At 74.7% G+C, this 20,678-nt stretch carries 2 protein-coding genes; both read left to right on the forward strand.

Annotation, left to right across the window (positions count from 1 at the left end):
- Positions 1–55: 55 nt before the first annotated feature.
- Positions 56–7,879 (forward strand): amino acid adenylation domain-containing protein, encoded by a 7,824-nt coding sequence (locus tag ACZ6RC_RS10675; protein WP_469580904.1) that lies wholly within the window; start codon positions 56–58, stop codon positions 7,877–7,879.
- On the forward strand, positions 7,879–20,640 hold the full coding sequence (locus tag ACZ6RC_RS10680) for an amino acid adenylation domain-containing protein (protein ID WP_469580907.1): 12,762 nt from the start codon (positions 7,879–7,881) through the stop codon (positions 20,638–20,640). Before ACZ6RC_RS10675 ends, ACZ6RC_RS10680 begins: the two co-directional genes overlap by 1 nt.
- Positions 20,641–20,678 lie beyond the last annotated feature (38 nt).

Below are 20,678 nucleotides of genomic sequence, written 5' to 3' on the forward strand. Positions count from 1 at the left end.
CAGGCGGCGCTACGCAACCGGAGGCTGAAGATTGTCTCGTCATGAGCCCGAGGGTGTGTTTCTTCCCCTGTCGGCCGCACAACGTGAGATCTGGTTCGCCGAACAGCTCCTGGAATCGGCGAACAGCGTCTACCGGGTCGGAGAGTACGTGCGGATCGGCGGTCCGATCGACCCCGCCCTGTTCGAGCGGGCGCTGCGGCAGACGGTCGCGGAGGCCGACGCACTGCACGTCCGGTTCACCGCGTCCGGCGACGACGCGCGGCAGTCCATACGGGAGGTGGCCGACTGGCCACTGCCGTACCTGGACCTCGGCGACCGGCCGGACCCGTCCGCCGCAGCGACGGCGTGGATGGAGCGGGACATCCGCAGGCCGATGGACCTCGCCCGAGGGCCGCTGTTCCGGCACGCGCTGATCGGCCTGGGGAACGACGGCCATATCTGGTACCACAGTTACCACCACATCGTCATGGACGCGTTCGGCGCCCAGCTCATGGCCCGGCGGGTGGCGGCGGTGTACACCGCGCTCGCCGAGGGACGGCCGTGTCAGGCGTCGCCGTTCGGATCCCTGCGCCGGCTCGTCCACAGCGACACCGTCTACCGGTCCTCCGAACAGTTCGCCCGGGACAGGGCGTTCTGGACCGGCCTGTTCGCCGACCGGCCGCCGACGCCCCGGCTCGTGGCGCCGTCGCGGGGCACCCCGGCGGAGCTGCTGCGCGCCACCACCCGGCTCGGCCAGGACCGCCTGGAGCGCGTCCGCGAGATCACCCGGCGGGCCCGCGTGCCCTGGTCGCAGCTGGCGATCGCGGCGGCGACGGCGTACGTGCACCGGATGACGGGCGCCGACGACGTGGTGATCGGCCTGCCCGTCGCGGCGCGCACGGACGTCGTGGTGCGCCAGACCCCGGGCATGACCTCCAACGTGCTGCCGCTGCGGGTGCCGGTGCGGCCGGGCCTGAGCGTCGCCGGGCTGCTGCGCGAGGTGAGCGACCGGGTCCGTGACGTGGTGGCCCACCAGCGGTACCGCGGCGAGGACCTGCACCGCGACGTCGCACTGCCGGACACGGCCGCCGCCCGGTACGCGCCGCTGGTCAACGTCATATCGTTCGACTACGACCTGCGGTTCGGCGAGCACCCCGCGACCGTGCACAACCTCTCCTCCGGCCTGGTCGGAGACCTGGCCATCGCCGTGTGGGACCGGCGGGACGGGTCCGGCCTCCAGATCGACCTCACCGCCCACCCCGAGGTCTGCGACCAGTCGGCCCTGACGGACCACCGGAACCGTTTCGTCGCCCTGCTGAACGCGATCACCGAGGCTGACCCGGACTCCCCCGTCGACCGGATCGACCTGCTGACCGCGGCGGAACGCCGCGTTCTCCTGCCGCCCCCGGTCGCCGCGGCCACCGCCCGCCGCGCCACCCTGCCGGAGCTGTTCCAGGCGCGGGCGCAGGCCGCCCCGGACGCGCCCGCCGTCTCCCTCGGCGGCACCCGGCTGACCTACGCGGAGCTGAACACCCGGGCCAACCGGCTCGCACGGCTGCTGATCGCCCGCGGCGCAGGACCGGAGAAGATCGTCGCGGTGGCCCTGCCCCGGTCCGTCGACCTCGTCGTCGCGCTGCTCGCCGTCACCAAGACGGGCGCGGCCTATCTGCCTCTTGACCCGGCCTACCCGCCCTCCCGGCTGGCGTTCATGGTGTCGGACGCCGCACCGGTGCTGGTGGTCACCGACCGCGGCACCGCGCCGTCACTGCCCTCCGGCGCACCCTCGCTCGTCCTGGACGACAGCGCCACCACCGGCCTGCTCGGCGCGCAGCCGGCGGCCGATCCCGCCGACGGCGACCGGACCCATCCGCTGACGCCGGAGCATCCCGCGTACGTCATCTACACCTCCGGCTCCACCGGCCGGCCCAAGGGCGTCCTCGTCACCCACCACAACGTGGTCCGCCTGTTCGACGCCACCCGGGAGCGGTTCGCCTTCGACGAGCGGGACGTGTGGACCCTCTTCCACTCCGCCGCGTTCGACTTCTCCACCTGGGAGATCTGGGGTGCGCTGCTGCACGGGGGCCGCCTGGTCGTCGTCCCGTACGACGTCAGCCGTACCCCCGCGCGGCTGCTGCGGCTGCTGGCCGACGAGGGCGTGACGGTGCTCAACCAGACGCCGTCCGCCTTCTACCAGCTGATGCAGGCCGACCGCGAGGAGCCCGCGCTCGGCGACCGCCTCGCGCTGCGCACGGTCGTGTTCGGCGGTGAGGCGCTGCGCCCCGACCGGCTGCGCCCCTGGTACGAACGCCACCCGGACACCGCGCCGGCCCTGGTCAACATGTACGGCATCACCGAGACCACCGTGCACGTCACCCGGCTCGACCTGGACCGCGACACGGTGGCCGCCGGCGAGACCAGCGTGATCGGCACCGGCCTGAGCGACCTGCGCACCTACGTCCTGGACCGGGCCCTGCGTCCCGTGCCCCCCGGCGTCCCCGGCGAACTGCACGTCGCCGGTGCCGGACTCGCCCGCGGCTATCTGGGCCGTCCGGAGCTGACCGCGCGGCGGTTCGTCGCCGACCCCTACGGGCCGCCCGGTACGCGGATGTACCGCACCGGCGACGTGGCCCGCTGGACCGCCGACGGACGGCTGGAGTACCTGGGCCGGTCCGACGACCAGGTGAAGGTACGCGGGTTCCGCATCGAACCCGGGGAGATCGAGGCGGCCTTGGCCGAGCACGAGGGCGTCGCCCAGGTCGCCGTCCTGGTCCGGCGGGACCGCCTCGACGACGACCGGCTGGTGGCGTACGCGGTGCCCGCCGCCGACGCCGGGGTACGGCCCGAGGAGCTGCGCGCGTTCGCCCGTACCCGGCTGCCGGAGCACATGGTACCGGCCGCCGTGGTCCTGCTCGGCGCGCTCCCCCTCACCCCCAACGGCAAACTCGACCGGTCCGCGCTGCCCGCCCCGGACCGGGCGTCGGCGCGCGGTCCGCACCGGCCCGCCCGGACCCCGCGCGAGCAAGTCGTGTGCGATCTGTTCGCCGAGGTCCTCGGCACGGACCGGGTCGGGGCCGACGACAACTTCTTCGACCTGGGCGGTCACTCGGTGCTGGCGACCCGGCTGACCGCGCGGCTGCGCACGGCGTACGGCGTCGAACTGAGCCTGCGTGCCCTGTTCGAGGCGGCGACACCGGCCGCGCTGGCCCGGGTGCTGGAGGACGCGGCTCCGGCCCGCCCGGCGCTCACCCGGCAGGAGCGCCCCCAGGTGCTGCCGCTGTCGTTCGCACAGAAGCGGCTGTGGTTCCTCGACCGGCTGGACGGGCCGGACGCCACCTACAACACCCCGTTCGTGCTGCGGCTGTCCGGCGCGGTGGACCGCGCCGCGCTCCGCGCCGCGCTCGGCGACGTGATGGCCCGGCACGAGAGCCTGCGCACCGTGATCCGTGAGCGGGACGGCGTCCCGTACCAGGTGGTGCTTCCCGGCGTGGAGACGCCGTTCACCGCGCGGGACGGCAGCCCGGCGGAGCTGTCCGGCCGGGTGGCCGAGGCGGCGCGGCGCCGTTTCGACCTCGCCGCCGAGCCGCCGCTGCGGGCCGAGCTGATCAGCCTCTCGCCCGACGAACACGTCCTGCTGCTCGTCCTGCACCACATCGCCGCGGACGGCTGGTCGATCGGGCCGCTCTCCCGCGATCTGGCGGCCGCCTACGACGCCCGCCGGCGGGGCCGGCCGCCCGGCCTGCCCCCGCTGCCGGTCCAGTACGCCGACTACACCCTGTGGCAGCGCGACCTGCTCGGCGACCCGGAGGACGCGGGCAGTGTGTTCGCCGATCAGGTGGCCTACTGGCGCGGGCAGTTGACCGGGCTGCCGGAGTGCCTGGACCTGCCCACCGACCGCCCGCGGCCCGCCGTCGCCTCGCACCGCGGCGACTACCTCGCCGCGGAGATCGACGCGGACCTGCACCGGCGGCTGCTGGAGACGGCGCGGGCCGCGAACGCCAGCCTGTTCATGGTGCTGATGGCGGGCCTCGCCGCTCTGCTGACCCGGCTCGGCGCCGGCACCGACATCCCCGTCGGCACGCCGATCGCCGGACGCACCGACCAGGCGCTCGACGACCTGGTGGGCCTCTTCGTCAACACCCAGGTGATCCGCACCGACACCTCCGGCGACCCGTCCTTCACCGAGCTGGTCGCCAGGGTGCGGGAGGCGGCGCTGGCCGCCCACGCCCACCAGGACGTGCCGTTCGAGCATCTGGTCGACGTCCTCAGCCCGTCGCGCTCCCTGGCCCACCATCCGCTCTTCCAGGTCGTTCTGGCCCTCCAGAACGCCACGGACGCCTCCTTCGACCTGCCCGGCCTCCAGGTGCGCTCGGAGCTGGGCCGCACCGGCACCGCCAAGTTCGACCTGTTCCTCAGCCTCACCGAGGAGTACGACGGTGACGGGCGGCCCGCCGGGATCCACGGGCTCGTCGAGTACGCCGACGACCTGTTCGACCCGGAGTCGGTGCCGACGCTGTGGGACCGCTGGGTACGGCTGCTCGACGCCGCGGTCACCGACCCCGGCGCCCGGGTCGCCGGGATCGACCTGCTGACCCCGGCGCAGCGGGAAGGAATCCTCCGCCACGGCACCGGGCCCGGCCAAGCGGACCCGGACCTCCCCCTTCCCGCGCTGTTCGAGGCGCGTGTCGCCGCCGATCCCGACGCGGTCGCCCTGGTCGACGGGGACACCCGGCTGACCCGCTCCGAGGTGAACGACCGGGCCGACCGGCTGGCCCACGCGCTGCGGGCCCGCGGCGTCCGGCGGGGTGACACGGTCCTCCTGCGGCTGGAGCGGTCCACCGAGGCGGTGGTGGCGATCCTGGCCGTGCTGAAGGCGGGCGGCACCTATGTGCCCCTCGACCCCCGGCAGCCCGCCGCGCGGATCGAACCGATCCTGCGCGACGCCCGGCCCGCCCTGCTCCTCACCACCCGGGGCGCCCCCCGGCTCGACGGCGTCCCGCGCCTCGACGTCGACGGCCCGGCGGCGGCGGCCGAGCCGTCGGCGGACCTCCGCCTCCCGGCGTCGCCCGCCGACGCCGCCTACGTGATGTACACCTCGGGTTCCACGGGCCGGCCGAAGGGGATCGCCGTCACCCACGCGAACGTCGCCGCACTCGCCTCGGACCCCTGCTGGTCGGACGCCGCGCACGAGCGGGTGCTGCTCCACTCGCCGCTGGCGTTCGACGCGTCCACCTACGAACTGTGGGTGCCGCTGCTGCGCGGCGGCCAGGTGGTGGTGGCACCGCCCGGCGACCTGGACGTGCCCACGCTGGCCGGGCTGATCACGGGGTCGCGGGTCACCGGACTGTGGCTGACCGCGGCGCTGTTCGACGTGATGGCCGAGCACGCGCCGGACTGCTTCGCCGCCGTCCGGCAGGTGTGGGCGGGCGGCGAGGCGCTGTCCCCGGCCGCGGTCGGCCGGGTGCTGGCCGCCTGCCCCGGGACGGTGGTGGTCAACGGCTACGGCCCCACGGAGACCACCACCTTCGCCACCAGCCACGCCGTACGCGACCTGGCGCCCGACGCCGCGGCCGTACCGATCGGCCGACCGCTGGCCGGGACCCGGACCTACGTCCTGGACGGCGGTCTGCACCTGGTGCCCGACGGAGTCGTGGGCGAGCTGTACATCGCCGGTTCGGGGCCGGCCCGCGGCTATGTCGGACAGCCCTCGCTGACCGCCGGGCGGTTCGTCGCCGACCCGTTCGGCCCGCCCGGTGCCCGTATGTACCGCACCGGTGACCTGGTGCGCCGGGACGGCGCGGCGGTGCTGGAGTTCGCGGGGCGCTCGGACGACCAGGTCAAGATCCGCGGCTTCCGGATCGAGCCGGGGGAGATCGAGGCGGTACTCACCCGCCACCCGGACGTGGCCCGCGCCGCCGTGCTCGCCCGCCCGGACCGCTCCGGCGGCGTACGGCTCGTCGCCTACCTGGTGACGGCGACCGACCCCACCGCGCTGCGGGCGTACGCCGCCGAGCGGCTGCCCGACTACATGGTCCCCGCCGCCTTCGTCCCGCTGCCCGCGCTCCCCCTGACCCCGAACGGCAAGGTCGACCGGGCCGCCCTGCCGGAACCGGCCCTGCCCGAAAGGGACCACCGGGAACCGCGCACCGCCCGGGAGAAGCTGCTGTGCGAGCTGTTCTCCCAGGTGCTCGGCCAGGACCCGGTCGGTGCCGACGACGACTTCTTCGCCCTCGGCGGCGACAGCATCCTCTCGATCCGGCTGGTCTCCCAGGCCCGCGCCGCCGGCCTGGACGCCGGGGTGCGGGACGTCTTCGAGCACCGTACGGCCGCCCGTCTGGCCGAGGCCGTCGACGACCTGACGGAGCCGGCACCGGCCGAGGACCCCGGAGCGGGCGACGGGCTGGTGCCGCCCAGCCCGATCATGTGCTGGCTGCAGGACCGCGGCGGCCCGATCGACCGGTTCTCCCAGTCCCTGCTGCTGCGGGCGCCCCAGGGTCTCGACCGGGACCGGCTCACGGCGGCCGTGGGCGCCCTGATCGGCCGTCACGCCGCGCTGCGCGCCTGTCTGACGCGGGAGCCGGACGGGGACCGCTGGGCCCTGGACATCCGCGCCGCGAACGGCGTCGACCCGGCCGACCTGGTCCATGTGGCGCCGCTGCCGTCCCCCGGCGACGCGGGCGAGGCGCCGGAGCGGTCCGCGGCCGCGCTGCGGGCCGCCGTCGAGCGGGAGGCCGAGGCGGCGACGGACCGCCTCTCCCCCCGTGACGGGCGGATGGCCCAGTTCGTCTGGCTGGACGCCGGGCCCGGCCGGGAGGGCCGACTGCTGACGGTGATCCACCACCTCGCGGTCGACGGGGTCTCCTGGCGCGTCCTCGTGCCCGATCTGCTGGCCGCGCTGGACGGGACGCCGCCGCCCCCGGTCGGCACCTCGCTGCGCACCTGGTCGCGCACCCTGCACGCGCGGGCCCGCCGGCCGGAGACGGTCGGCGAACTGGCGTGGTGGACGCGGACGGTGAGGGGGCCGGACCCCCTGCTGACCGCACGCGCGCTGGACCGGGACCGGGACCTCACGGGCACCGCCGCCCGGTTCACCACCACGCTGCCGCCCGACGTCACCGAACCCCTGCTCACGACCGTGCCGGCCGCGTTCCGCGCCGGGGTCCAGGACGTGCTGCTGACCGCCCTGTCCCTGGCGCTCGGCCACTTCCGCCGCGAGCGGGGCCGCGGCGAGGGCAGCGCCGCGCTGATCGATCTGGAGGGACACGGCCGCGACGAGGACGGCGACGGAAGCGAACTCTCCCGCACAGTGGGCTGGTTCACCAGCCTGTACCCGGTCCGTCTCGACCCCGGCGCGCACGCCTGGGAGGACGTGACCGCAGGCGCGCCCGGCACTGCGGCCGCCGTCAAGCGGGTCAAGGAGCAGCTGCGCGCCGTCCCCGCGCACGGCCGGGGCTTCGGCCTGCTGCGCTACCTGAACCCCGACACCGCGGCCGAACTGGCCGCGGCGGTCGTCCCGCAGGTCGGTTTCAACTACCTGGGCCGGTTCCCCGCGCCCGGGACCGCGATCGACCCGCAGCACCCCGCGTGGCGGGTGGCGGACGAGATCGGGCTGGTCGGCGGCGTCGACCCGGCCCTCCCTCTGGCGCACGGCCTGGAGGTCGACGCGGTGGTGCGCGACCACCCGGACGGGCCGCGCCTGACGGCCACATGGCGGTGGGCGTCCGGGATGTGGCCCGAGACGGACGCACGGAACGTTTCGGAGTACTGGTTCCAGGCTCTGCGGGGCCTGGCACGCCACGGCTCGGGGCCGGGAGACGGCGGCTCCACCCCGTCCGACTTCCCGCTCGTCGGACTCGCCCAGCACGATGTCGAACAGCTCGAGGACATGTGGAGGACTCGGTAATGACCCGCGGCAATCTGGTCGACATCCTCCCGCTGACCCCCATGCAGGAGGGCATGCTCTTCCACTCGCTGTACGACGTCGACGGCCCCGACGTGTACGCGGTGCAGCAGGTCTTCGACCTCACGGGTCCGCTGGACCCGGCGCTGCTGCGGGAAGCGGCGCAGGCCCTGGTGGCCCGGCACCCCAACCTGCGCGCCGCCTTCCCACAGGTGACGGACGGTCAGCCGGTACAGGTGATCCCCGCCGAGGTGACCGTGCCGTGGACCGAGGTGGACCTGAGCGGACTGCGGGAGGCCGAGGCACACGAGGAACTGGACCGGCTGGGCCGGGAGGAGTACGGGCGCCGCTTCGACCTGGCGCGGCCCCCGCTGCTGCGGTTCACGCTGGTGCGGCTCGCCGCGGAGCGGCACCGTCTGCTGCTGACCAGTCATCACATCCTGCTGGACGGCTGGTCGACGCCGATCGTCGTACGGGAGCTGTTCACCCTGTACGCCCGTGACGGGGACGCCGCCTCCCTGCCGAGGGTGACGCCGTTCCGGGACTATCTGGCCTGGCTGGGCCGGCAGGACCGGGAGGCGGCCGAGGAGGCGTGGCGGCGTGAGCTGGCCGGCGTGGACCAGGGGACCCGGCTGGCCCCGGCCGATCCGTCGCGCGTGCCCCGGCTGCCCGCGCGGGTGGTGACCGAGGCGTCGGAGGAGCTGACCGCGGCGCTGCGGGCGCGGGCGCAGGGGCTCGGGGTGACGGTGAACACCCTGCTCCAGGCGGCGTGGGGGCTGGTGCTGAGCCGTGAGACCGGCCGGCGGGACGTGGTGTTCGGAGCGATCGTCTCGGGTCGTACCCCACAGCTGCCCGGCGTCGAGTCGATGGTGGGCCTGTTCATCAACATCGTCCCGGTGCGGGTGCGGGTCGCGCCGGAGAGGTCGCTGTCGGAGCTGATCGGCGAGGTGCAGCGCGGCCAGTCCGCGCTGACCGCGCACCACGGCCTGGGGCTGTCGGACATCCAGCGGGCGGCGGGCGTGCCGGAGCTCTTCGACACGATGATGGTGTTCGAGAACTACCCGTGGGACGGGCCCGGCCAGGACGTCGCCGACGGTCTGGGCACGGAGGTGCGGGTGGCCCCGGTCCTGGAGCGGGGCCGGGACGCCACCCACTATCCGCTGACCCTGGTCGCCGCCCCGGGCCGGCGGCTGTACCTGCGGCTCGACCACCGCGACGACCTCTTCGACCGGGCGACCGCGCAGGCGCTGCTGGACCGGCTGCTCCGGGTGCTCACCGCCGTGGCCGAGGACCCCGGCACCCTCACCGGACGGGTCGACGTGACCAGCGCCGAGGAGCGCCGTCTGGTACTGGAGACCTGGAACGACACCCGGCGGGAGGGGGAACTGCCGCTGCTGCCGGACTGGTTCCGGACACAGGTCGCCGCCGTTCCGGACGCGCCCGCCGTCCACTTCGACGACGAGGTCCTCTCGTACGCGGAGCTGAACCGGCGCGCCAACCGGCTCGCGCACACCCTCATCCGGCGCGGGATCGGACCGGAGAGCATCGTCGCGCTCGCCCTGCCCCGCTCGTCCGCGCACATCGTCGCCCTGCTGGCCGTCGTCAAGGCCGGCGCCGCGCACCTGCCGCTCGACCCGGACCAACCGGCCGCGCGGACCCGGTACATGCTCGCGGACGCCCGCCCGGCCGTGCTGCTCACCGCCGTCGGGACCCGGTCCGCGATACCGGACGACGACGCGACGCCCGTGCTGGTCCTGGACGATCCGCCCACCGCCGCCCGGATCGGCGACTGCCCGGACACCGACCCCTCCCCCGCCGAGCGGCCACGGCCGCTGACGCTCGCGAGCCCGGCGTACGTCATCTACACCTCGGGCTCGACAGGCCGGCCGAAGGCGGTGCAGATGACGGGGCTCGGCGTGGCGAACATGCTGCGCTGGCACCACGACCAGCTCGGCGGCGGCCCCGGTACCCGCACCGCGCAGTTCACCGCGATCAGCTTCGACGTGTCCGTGCAGGAGGTCCTCTCCGCGCTGCTGTTCGGCAAGACGCTGGTGGTGCCCGACGAGGACACCCGCCGCGATCCGCGCCGCTTCGCCGCCTGGCTCACCGAGCACCGGGTGGACGAGATCTTCGCCCCCAGCACCGTCCTGGAGTCCCTCGCCGAGGCGGCGACCGAGGCGGGCCTGCGCGTCCCGTCGCTCGGGCAGATCGCCCAGGCAGGCGAGGCGCTCACGCTCAGCCGGCAGCTGCGCGCCTTCCACGAGCACACGCCGCGCCGGCTGCACAACCACTACGGGCCCACCGAGGCCCAGGTCCTCACCGCCCACAGCCTGCCCGCCGACCCCGCCGCATGGCCCGCCGTCGCCCCCCTGGGCAAGCCCGTCGACAACGTGCGCGTCTACCTCCTGGACGACGCCCTGCGGCCGGTGCCGCCCGGTGCGACCGGCGAGCTGTACACCCACACGGCCGGCCTGGCCCGCGGCTATCTCAACCGGCCCGGGCTGACGGCCCAGCGGTTCCTCGCCGACCCCTACGGACGGCCCGGCGACCGCATGTACCGCACCGGCGACCTCGCCCGCTGGACGCCGGACGGGCACCTGGAGTTCCTCGGCCGCGCCGACGACCAGCTCAAGGTCCGCGGCTTCCGCATCGAGCCCGGCGAGATCGAGGCGGCGCTGACCGAGCACCCCGACGTGGCCCAGGCCGCCGTCCTCGTACGACAGGACGGACCCGGCGGCCGGCGGCTGGTGGCCTACGCGGTACCCGTCGCGGACCGCGTCCCGGACCCCCGGGACCTGCGCCGCTTCCTGCAGGACCGGCTGCCCGACTACATGGTCCCCGCGGCCGTCGTGCCCCTCCCCGTCCTGCCGCTCACCCCCAACGGCAAGCTCGACCGCGCCGCCCTGCCCGCACCCGACCTCACCCGGGGCGGCACCGGCCGGGACCCGCACACCCCGCAGGAGCAGATCCTGTGCGATCTGTTCGGACAGGTCCTGGGCCTGCCGCAGGTCCGGGTGGACGACGACTTCTTCGACCTGGGCGGCCACTCCCTGCTCGCCACCCGGCTCGCCTCCCGGATCCGCGCCACCTTCGGCGCCGAGACCGGGGTGCGCGCCGTCTTCGAGGCCCGCACCCCGGCCGCGCTGGCGCGGCGGCTCGACGACAGCGGCCCGGCCCGCCCGGCGCTGACCGGGCGGGACCGCCCGGAGGTGCTGCCGCTGTCGTTCGCCCAGCGGCGGCTGTGGTTCCTGCACCAGTTGGAGGGGCCGAGCGCGACGTACAACATCCCGCTCGCGCTGCGCTTCACCGGCACCCTCGACCAGGACGCGCTCCGGGCCGCCCTCGGCGACGTCGTCGCCCGCCACGAGAGCCTGCGCACCGTCTTCCCGCAGAGCGGCGGCGTCCCCGTCCAGCGCGTCCTCGATCCGGAGCGGGCCGTCCCGCCGCTGCCCGTCACCCGGGCCACCGCGGAGACCCTGCCGGAGCTCCTCACCGCGGCGGCCCGGCACACGTTCCTGCTGGACTCCGAAGGACCGGTGCGGGCCGAACTGTTCACCCTCGCGCCCGACGAGCACGTCCTGCTCCTGGTCCTGCACCACATCGCCGGCGACGGCTGGTCGCTGAGCCCGCTGGCGGCCGACCTCACCCGCGCCTACGCCGCGCGCGCCGAGGGAGCCGAGCCCTCCTGGCCGGCCCTGCCGGTGCAGTACGCCGACTACACGCTGTGGCAGAACGACCTGCTCGGCGAGCACGACGACGACGACAGCCTGCTCGCCCGGCAGGTCGCCTACTGGCGGACCGCTCTGGAGGGCCTCCCCGAGCAGGTGACGCTGCCGGGCGACCGCCCGCGCCCGGCCGCCGCCTCGTACGCCGGCGACTACATCGAGGTGGAGCTGGACGCGGAGCTGCACCGCGCCCTCGCCGCCCTGGCCCGGCGCAACGGCACCACGGTGTTCATGGTGCTCCAGGCCGGTCTGGCCGCGCTGATGACGCGGATGGGCTGCGGCACGGACATCCCGATCGGCAGCCCGATCGCCGGGCGCACCGACCAGGCCATGGACGAGCTGATCGGGTTCTTCGTCAACACGCTGGTGCTGCGCACCGACACCTCCGGCGACCCGACGTTCACCCAGTTGCTGCGGCGGGTGCGGGACACGGCGCTGAACGCGTACGCCCATCAGGACGTGCCGTTCGAGTATCTGGTGGAGGCGCTCAATCCGGCCCGCTCGCTGGCCCATCACCCCCTGTTCCAGGTGATGCTGGCGTTGCAGAACGCCCCGGAGGGCCGGTTCGAGCTGCCCGGCCTGGACGTCGCCGTCTCCCAGGCGCGCACCGGCACCGCCAAGTTCGACCTGTTCTTCAGCCTGGTGGAGCGCAAGGCGGACGACGGGGCGCCGGGTGGCATCGAGGGCGCGGTGGAGTACTCCGGCGACCTGTACGAACCGGACACGGTCCGAGCCCTGTTCACCCGCTGGCAGCGGCTGCTGGCCGCCGTCGTGGACGCCCCGGACCGGCCGATCGCGGACGTCGACGTGCTGACCGCCGCCGAGCGCGAGCAGGTCCTGCGCGCGTGGAACGACACCTCGGTGCCGGTCGCGCCGCAGCCGCTGCCCGCTCTGCTGGCGGAGCGGGCGGCGGCGACACCCGACGCCGTCGCCGTGGTCGCCGAGGGGGCCACGCTGACCTACCGCGAGCTGGACCGGCGGGCGAACGGGCTGGCCGCGGAGATCCTGGCGCACGGCGGCGGGCCCGGCACGCTGGTCGCCCTGGCGCTGCCCCGCACGGAGGTGCTGCCCGTCGCGATGCTGGCGGTGCTGCGCGCCGGCGCGGCCTATCTGCCGCTCGACACCGAGTACCCGGCGTCCCGGCTGGACTTCATGGTGCGTGACGCCCGGCCCGCGGTGCTGCTGACCACCCGGGCCACCGGCAAGCAGGTGCCCGACGCCGAGGGGCTGACGCGGATCACGCTGGACGACCCGGGGACGGTCGAGGCGCTGCGGGCCCGCCCGGACACCCCGCCGCGGGTCCGGATCGCGCCGCGGCAGCCGGCGTACGTCCTCTACACCTCGGGTTCGACCGGCACCCCCAAGGGCGTGGTCGTCCCGCACGAGGCGCTGGCGAACTTCCTGCACGCGATGGGGAGGCTGGTACCGCTCACCCCGGAGGACCGGCTGCTGGCCGTCACCACGGTCTCCTTCGACATCGCCGCGCTGGAGATCTGGCTGCCGCTGCTGCGGGGCGCCCGGGTCGTCCTCGCCCCCCGGGACGTGGTGCGGCAGCCGTCGGCGCTGCTGGAGTGGGTGTCCGCGCAGGACGTGACGGTCATGCAGGCGACCCCGTCGCTGTGGCAGACGCTGGTGGCGCACGACCCGGCGCCGCTGCGCGGACTGCGGCTGCTGACCGGCGGCGAGGCGCTGCCGGAGCGGCTGGCGGCGGACCTGGCCGGGCTTGGCGAGGTGCTGAACCTGTACGGACCGACCGAGACGACGATCTGGTCGACCGCGAGCCGGGAGACGGGGACGCGGCCCCCGCTGATCGGGACACCGGTCGACAACACCCGGGCGTACGTCCTCGACGCCCGCCTGCGGCCGGTGCCGCCGGGTGTCGTCGGGGACCTGTATCTCGCCGGGACCGGCCTGGCCCACGGCTACCTGCGCCGGCCGGGCCTGACGGCCTCCCGTTTCGTGGCCTGCCGCCACGGAGCGCCCGGTGAGCGCATGTACCGCACCGGCGACCTGGCCCGCTGGACCGGCGACGGGCGGCTGGAGTTCGCCGGCCGCGCCGACGACCAGGTCAAGCTGCGCGGCTTCCGCATCGAGCCCGGCGAGATCGAGCGGATCCTCGACGGGCAGCCGGGGGTGCGGCAGGCCGCCGTGACCGTACGCGAGGACCGGCCCGGCGACCCGCGGCTGGTGGCGTACGTGGTGCCCGGCGCCGTACCGGAGGCGCGGGAGGAGGGCGCGGAGCGGCACCAGTTGGAGGACTGGCGGCTGCTCTACGACTCGGTCTACGCGGGAGCCGCGCAGGCACCCTTCGGCGAGGACTTCGCCAGTTGGAACAGCAGCTACACCGGCGAGCCCATCCCTCCTGCCGAGATGCGGGAGTGGCGGGCCCACACGGTCCGGCGGATCCTGGACCTGCGGCCGCGCCGCGTCCTGGAGCTCGGTGTGGGCACGGGGCTGCTGCTGTCCGGAGTCGCGCCGCACTGCGCGGAGTACTGGGGCACCGACTTCTCCGAGCACGTCATCGGGGAACTGGGCGGGCACGTGGCGGCCGACGCGGCGCTGCGCGAGCGGGTCACCCTGCGGGTGCAGGCGGCGCACGACCCGAGCGGGCTGCCCGCCGGACACTTCGACACGATCGTCCTGAACTCCGTCGTCCAGTACTTCCCCAGCGCCGACTACCTGACCGAGGTCCTCGCCGCCGCGAGCCGTCTGCTGACCCCCGGCGGCACGCTGTTCGTCGGCGACGTGCGCAACGTACGGCTGCTGCGGGCGCTGAAGGCCGGTGTCCACGCGCACCGGATGTCCGCGGGGCCGGACCTCGCCGCGCTCCGCCGAGAGGTCGAGCACGACCTGATGACGGAGAAGGAACTCCTCGTCGACCCGGACTACTTCACCGCGCTCGCCGAGCGCCTGCCGGACATCGGCGCGGTGGGGGTGTCGCTGAAGGAGGCCTCCTACGACAACGAGTTGAGCCGCTACCGCTACGACGTGACGCTGCACCACCGGGGCGCGCGCACGACCGACGTCCGGGACGCCCCCGCGGTGCCCTGGGACGACCTCGGCGACCTGGCGGCCGTCCGCGCCCATCTGACCGAGCGGCGTCCACGGCGGCTGCGGCTGACCGGTGTACCGAACGACCGGGTCGCGGCCGAACTGGCGCTGGCCGAGGCGATCCGCACCGGGGACGGCCCCGTGGCGCCCGCGCCCACCGTGGACCTGGCCGACCTGCACCGGCTGGGTGCGGAGCTGGGGTACCGCACGGTGGCGGCCTGGTCGCCCCGTCCCCACCTGGTCGACTTCGTCCTGGCCGACGGGGACGCCCCGCTCACCGGCACCTGCCCGCCGGTGTCCGCACCCGGACCGGGCACCGCGCTGTCGGCCCTCACCAGCGATCCGCTGGTGCCCCACGCCGCCGGAACGCTGATGGCACGGCTGCGCCAGCACGTGGAGCAGACCCTGCCGGCCTCCATGGTGCCCAGCGCCTTCGTTCCCGTCAGCGCCCTGCCGCTGACCGCCAACGGCAAGCTGGACCGGGCCGCGCTGCCCGCGCCGATGCTGACCGCGGGCGGCACCGGACGCGACCCGCGCACCCCGCAGGAGCAGATCGTGTGCGATCTGTTCGCGCAGGTCCTGGGGCTGCCCCGGGTGGGCGCCGATGACGACTTCTTCGAGCTGGGCGGACACTCGCTCCTCGCCACCCGGCTGATCGCCGCGATCCGAGCCACCTTCGGCGTCGAGCTGGCGCTGCGGGCGCTGTTCGAGGACGCCACCCCGACGGCGGTGGCCGCGAGGCTCGACACCGCCGCGCCGCGCCGGCTGCGGCTCGCCCGCCGGGACCGGCCCGAGGCGCCGCCCTTGTCGTTCGCCCAGCGCAGGCTGTGGTTCATCCACACGATGGAGGGACCGAGCCCGACGTACAACATCCCGCTCGCGCTGCGCCTGACCGGCTCCTTGGACCGAGAGGCGCTGCGGGCGGCCCTCGCCGACGTGGTGACGCGCCACGAGAGCCTGCGCACGGTGTTCCCGGAGCGGGACGGGGTCCCGTGGCAGCGGGTACTGGATCCCGCGGCGGCGGCCCCGGCGGTGGACGGGGAAGCGACCCGCCCGGAGGACCTGGCCGCGAGGCTGGACTCCGCCGCCCGCCAGGGCTTCGACCTGGCCGCGGAACCACCGCTGCGGGTGCGTCTGTTCGCACTGTCGGCCGAGGAGCACGTCCTGCTGCTGGTGGTGCACCACATCGCCGGTGACGGCTGGTCGTTGAACCCGCTCGCCCGCGATCTGGCCCGGGCGTACGAGGCGCGGTGCCGGGGCGAGGCCCCGTCCTGGGCGGCGCTGCCGGTGCAGTACGCCGACTACACGCTGTGGCAGAACGACCTCCTGGGCGATCAGAGCGCGGCGGACAGCCTCTTCGCCACCCAGCTCGACTACTGGGTACGGCAGTTGCGCGACCTGCCCGAGGAGCTGCGGCTGCCCACCGACCGTCCGCGTCCGGCCGTGGCCTCCTACCGGGGTGACTACGTCAGGACCGGCATCGACGCGGAGCTGCACCGGCGGATCGCGGAGCTGGCCCGGGAGTCCGGCGCGACGGTGTTCATGGTGCTGCAGGCCGGACTGGCGGCGCTGCTGTCCCGGCTGAGCGGCAGCTCGGACATCCCCGTCGGCAGCCCGATCGCCGGGCGCACCGACCAGGAACTCGACGACCTGGTCGGCTTCTTCGTCAACACCCTGGTGCTGCGCACGGACACCTCGGGGCGGCCCAGCTTCCGGGAGCTGATCGCCCGGGTGCGCGACACCGCGCTGGGCGCGTACGCCCAGCAGGACGTGCCGTTCGAGTACCTGGTGGAGAAGCTCAATCCGCCGCGTTCGCTCGGCCGGCACCCGCTGTTCCAGACGATGCTGGCGCTCCAGAACGCGCCGGCCGGCTCCTTCCAGCTGCCCGGGCTGCGCGTCGACATCGAGCCGGGCCGGACCGGCTCGGCCAAGTTCGACCTGTTCTTCAGCCTGTCGGAGCACCTCGACGACACGGGCGGCGCGCAGGGCATCACCGGTGTGGTCGAGTACGCGAGCGACCTGTACGACGCCGACACGGTCAGCGACCTGTTCGACCGCTGGGTGCGGCTGCTGGCGTCCCTGGTGGCGGAGCCGCACCGGCCGATCGGCTCGGCCGACCTGCTCACCACCCGGGAGAGCCTGCAGCTGGAACGGCGCAACGACACCGAACGGCCCGCGGCCGAGGCAGGTCTCCCGGCACTGTTCGACGCCCAGGCGGCCGGCCGTCCCGAGGCTCCGGCCCTGGTGCACGGCGACCGGGAGATCGGCTACCGGGTGCTGCGCGAGGCCGCCGACGGCGTGGCGGCGTTGCTGGCGCGCCGCGGGGTGCGCCGGGCGGGGACGGTGGCGCTGCTCATGCCGCGCTCCCCCGGCATGGTCGCCGCGGTCCTCGGCATCCTCAAGGCGGGCGCCGCCTACGTGCCGCTGGACCCGCGCTCCCCGGCGGCTCGGACGCGGACGGCGCTGGCGGAGACGGGAGCCCGGGTGCTCATCACCGACCGAACACCGGCGCCGGAGTCGCTCCCGGACGGCACGACGGTCGTCCTCCTCGGCACCGCCCTCGGTGACGGCTTCCTCCCTGAGGACGCCGGTGACGGCTTCCTCCCTGAGGACGGCGCGCCCGGAGCCGCGCCGGCCGGACAGCCGGGTCCGGACGATCTGGCGTACATCATGTACACCTCCGGCTCCACCGGCAGGCCCAAGGGCATCGGGGTCACCCACCGCAACGTGGCCGAACTCGCGACCGACCCGCGCTGGCGCACCGACGCCCAGCGCCGGGTGCTGCTGCACTCGTCACCGGCGTTCGACGCGTCGACGTACGAGGTGTGGGTGCCGCTGCTCACCGGCGGCACCCTGGTGATCGGCCCGGACGGGGATCTCGACCTGCACGCGCTCGCCGGCACGATCGTGCGGCAGCGGGTCACCGGTCTGTGGCTGACCAGTTCGCTGTTCACGCTGGTCGCCGAGAGCGACCCCGCGTGCCTCGCCGGCGTCCGGGAGGTGTGGACGGGCGGTGAGGCGGTGTCTCCGCACGCGGTGCGCACGGTGCTCGCGGCCTGCCCCGGTCTGGCGGTCGTCAACGGATACGGACCGACCGAGACGACCACCTTCGCCGCGAGCTGGACGGTCGACGCCCTGGCCGCCGACGCCACCTCGGTGCCCATCGGGCTCCCGATGGCCAACACCCGGCTGTACGTGCTGGATCCGGACCTGCGCCCCGTCCCGCCCGGAGTGGTCGGCGAGCTGTACATCGCCGGCACCGGTCTCGCCCGGGGCTACCTGGGCAGGGCCGGTCTGACCGCACGGCGGTTCGTGGCCGACCCCTTCGACAAGCCGGGCGCGCGCATGTACCGGACCGGGGACCTGGTGCGGTGGACGGCGGACGGCGCGCTGGACTACGTGGGGCGCGGCGACGACCAGGTCAAGCTGCGCGGCTTCCGCATCGAGCCGGGAGAGGTGGAGAGCGTGCTGCTGCGCCATCCGGCCGTGGGGCAGGCGGCGGTGCTGGTCCGCGAGGACCGGCCGGGCGATCCGCGCCTGGTGGCGTACGTGGTCACCGACCCGGAGGCCGGGGGCTTGGACCACACCGCAGAACAGGACCAGGTCCAGGCCTGGCAGGGGATCTACGAGTCGTTGTACGCCGCGCCGACCGCCGCGTTCGGCGAGGACTTCTCCGGCTGGAACAGCAGCTACGACTCCGCGCCCATCCCCGTGGAGGAGATGCGCGAGTGGCGCCGTGAGACGGTGGCCCGCATCCGGCGGCTGCGACCGCGCCGGGTGCTGGAGATCGGCGCCGGCACCGGCCTGCTGCTGTCGCGGCTCGCCCGGGACACGGCGGAGTACTGGGCCACGGACTTCTCGCCGGCGGTCGTCGAGACGCTGCGCGGACATGTGGCGGGCGATCCGCGGCTGAGCGAGCGGGTGAGGCTGCGGACCCTGGCCGCCCACGAGACCGGGGACCTCCCGGAGGGCCACTTCGACACCGTGGTCCTCAACTCGATCGTGCAGTACTTCCCGAGCTCCGCGTATCTCCTGCGGGTCATCAGGTCCGCCATGAGGCTGCTGGCTCCGGGCGGCGCCCTGTTCCTCGGCGACGTACGCGATCTGCGACTGCACCGCATGCTCACCTCCGCGGCGCTGGCCCACAAGGTGCACGACCGGCACGACCGCGCGAGTCTGCGGCGGGCCGTCGAACGCGCCCTGGTGATGGAGAAGGAACTGCTGGTCGCACCCGAGCTGTTCACTGTGCTGGGCGAACACGTCGAGGGCCTCGCGGGGGCCCGGGTCGAGGTGAAGCGGGGCGCCTTCGCCAACGAACTGACGCGGTACCGCTACGACGTCACGCTCTTCAAGGACGGCGGCACCCCGCTCACCTCGGCGGGCGAGCTGCCCGTGGTCGAGTGGGACGACGCGACCGGGCCGGCCGGTCTGGAGGAGACGCTCCGCCGGGTCCGGCCGCCGCTGCGGGTCGCGGGGGTGCCGAACCGGCGCCTGGCCGAGGACGCGGCCGTCGAAGCGGCGATCCACGGGCACGACCCGGAGGTGCCGGGGGACGCTCCGCCGCTCGCTGCGGTGGAGGAGCTCGCCGCCCGGCTCGGCCTCGCCGCGCACGTGACCTGGTCGTCCGACCCCTGCCGCCTGGACGTGGTGTTCACCGCGCCGGATCCGGCGGCCCGGGTGGTCGACCTGTACCGGCCGCGGGCCCCCCTGGGCACCGCCACGCCGCTGGTCCGCTGGGTGCGGGCGCCGCTGACCGCACGGGCGGCGGGCGCGCTGGTGGGCGACCTGCTGGAGCACGCCAGGCGGCAGCTGCCGGAGTACATGGTGCCCGCCTCGGTGGTGCCGCTCAGCCGGCTGCCGCTGACTCCCAACGGCAAACTGGACCGGTCGGCGCTGCCCGCCCCCGATCTCGACTCCGGCGCGGACGGCCGTGCTCCCCGGCTGCCGCAGGAAGAGCTGATGTGCGAGCTGTTCGCCGAGGTGCTGGGCCTGCCCCGGGTCCGGGTCGACGACGACTTCTTCCAGCTGGGCGGCCACTCGCTGCTGGCGGCCCGGCTCAAGGCCCGGATCCGCGCGGCGTTCGGCGTGGACGTGGGGCTGCGCGCGTTGTTCGAGACGCCGACCCCGTCCGACATGACCGGGCGGCTGCGGACCGCCGACACGGGCGACGGGTACGAGGTGATGCTGCCGCTGCGCCCGCGGGGTGAGCGCGAGGCGCTGTTCTGTGTGCACCCCGGCGGTGGCATCGGCTGGTCGTACGCCGGTCTGCTGAAGCACCTCGACACCGAGCGGCCGGTGTACGGGATCCAGGCGCGCGGTCTGGGCGAACCGGAACCCCGCCCGGACACGCTGGAGGCGATGGCGGCCGACTACGCCGACGAGATCCAGCGGGTCCAGCCCGCGGGCCCCTACCACCTGCTCGGCTGGTCGTTCGGCGGGGTCGCCGCCTACGCGGTGGCCGTGGAACTGCGGCGCCGCGGGGAGCGGGTGGGGGTGCTCGCCGTCGTGGACGCCTGCCCGGGCTGGAAGGGGCTGACCCATGACGACGTCCCTGAGCTGGACGAGGACGATCTGCACGAGCACCTCACCTATCTCGTCGGTCTGGTCGACGAGTCGTTCGTACCGGGCGAGGGGGAACGGCTGACGTTCGAGCGCACCAAGGAGATCCTGCGGCGGCGGGGCAGCGCGCTGGCGAACCTCGGGGAGGAGCAGTTGCGGATGATCATGGAGATCTCCGCCAACAACACCCGGCTGCTCATCGACTACCGCCCCGAGCGGCTGGCGGCCGATCTGCTGCTGCTGACCGCGGACGACCAGCAGGAGCCGTCGCTGACGCAGCGCGCGTGGACGCCGTACGTGGCGGGGCGCATCGAGCGGCACGCCCTGCCGGGCGAGCACGGCACGCTGCTGAACCGGGAGGCGTCGCTCGAGGCGATCGGCCGGCTGGTCCGGGAGAAACTCGCCGCGTACGGCGGCGGCAAGGGGTGACCGGTGCCGCCGCGCAGCTCTGCACCGATAGCTCCTTA

This window comes from Streptomyces sp. NPDC048353, from assembly GCF_055587165.1.

What these genes read in the sequence shown, in the direction of transcription:
- ACZ6RC_RS10680 (WP_469580907.1), top strand. Translation starts at nt 7,879, where the DNA reads ATGACCCGCGGCAATCTGGTCGACATCCTCCCGCTGACCCCCATGCAG.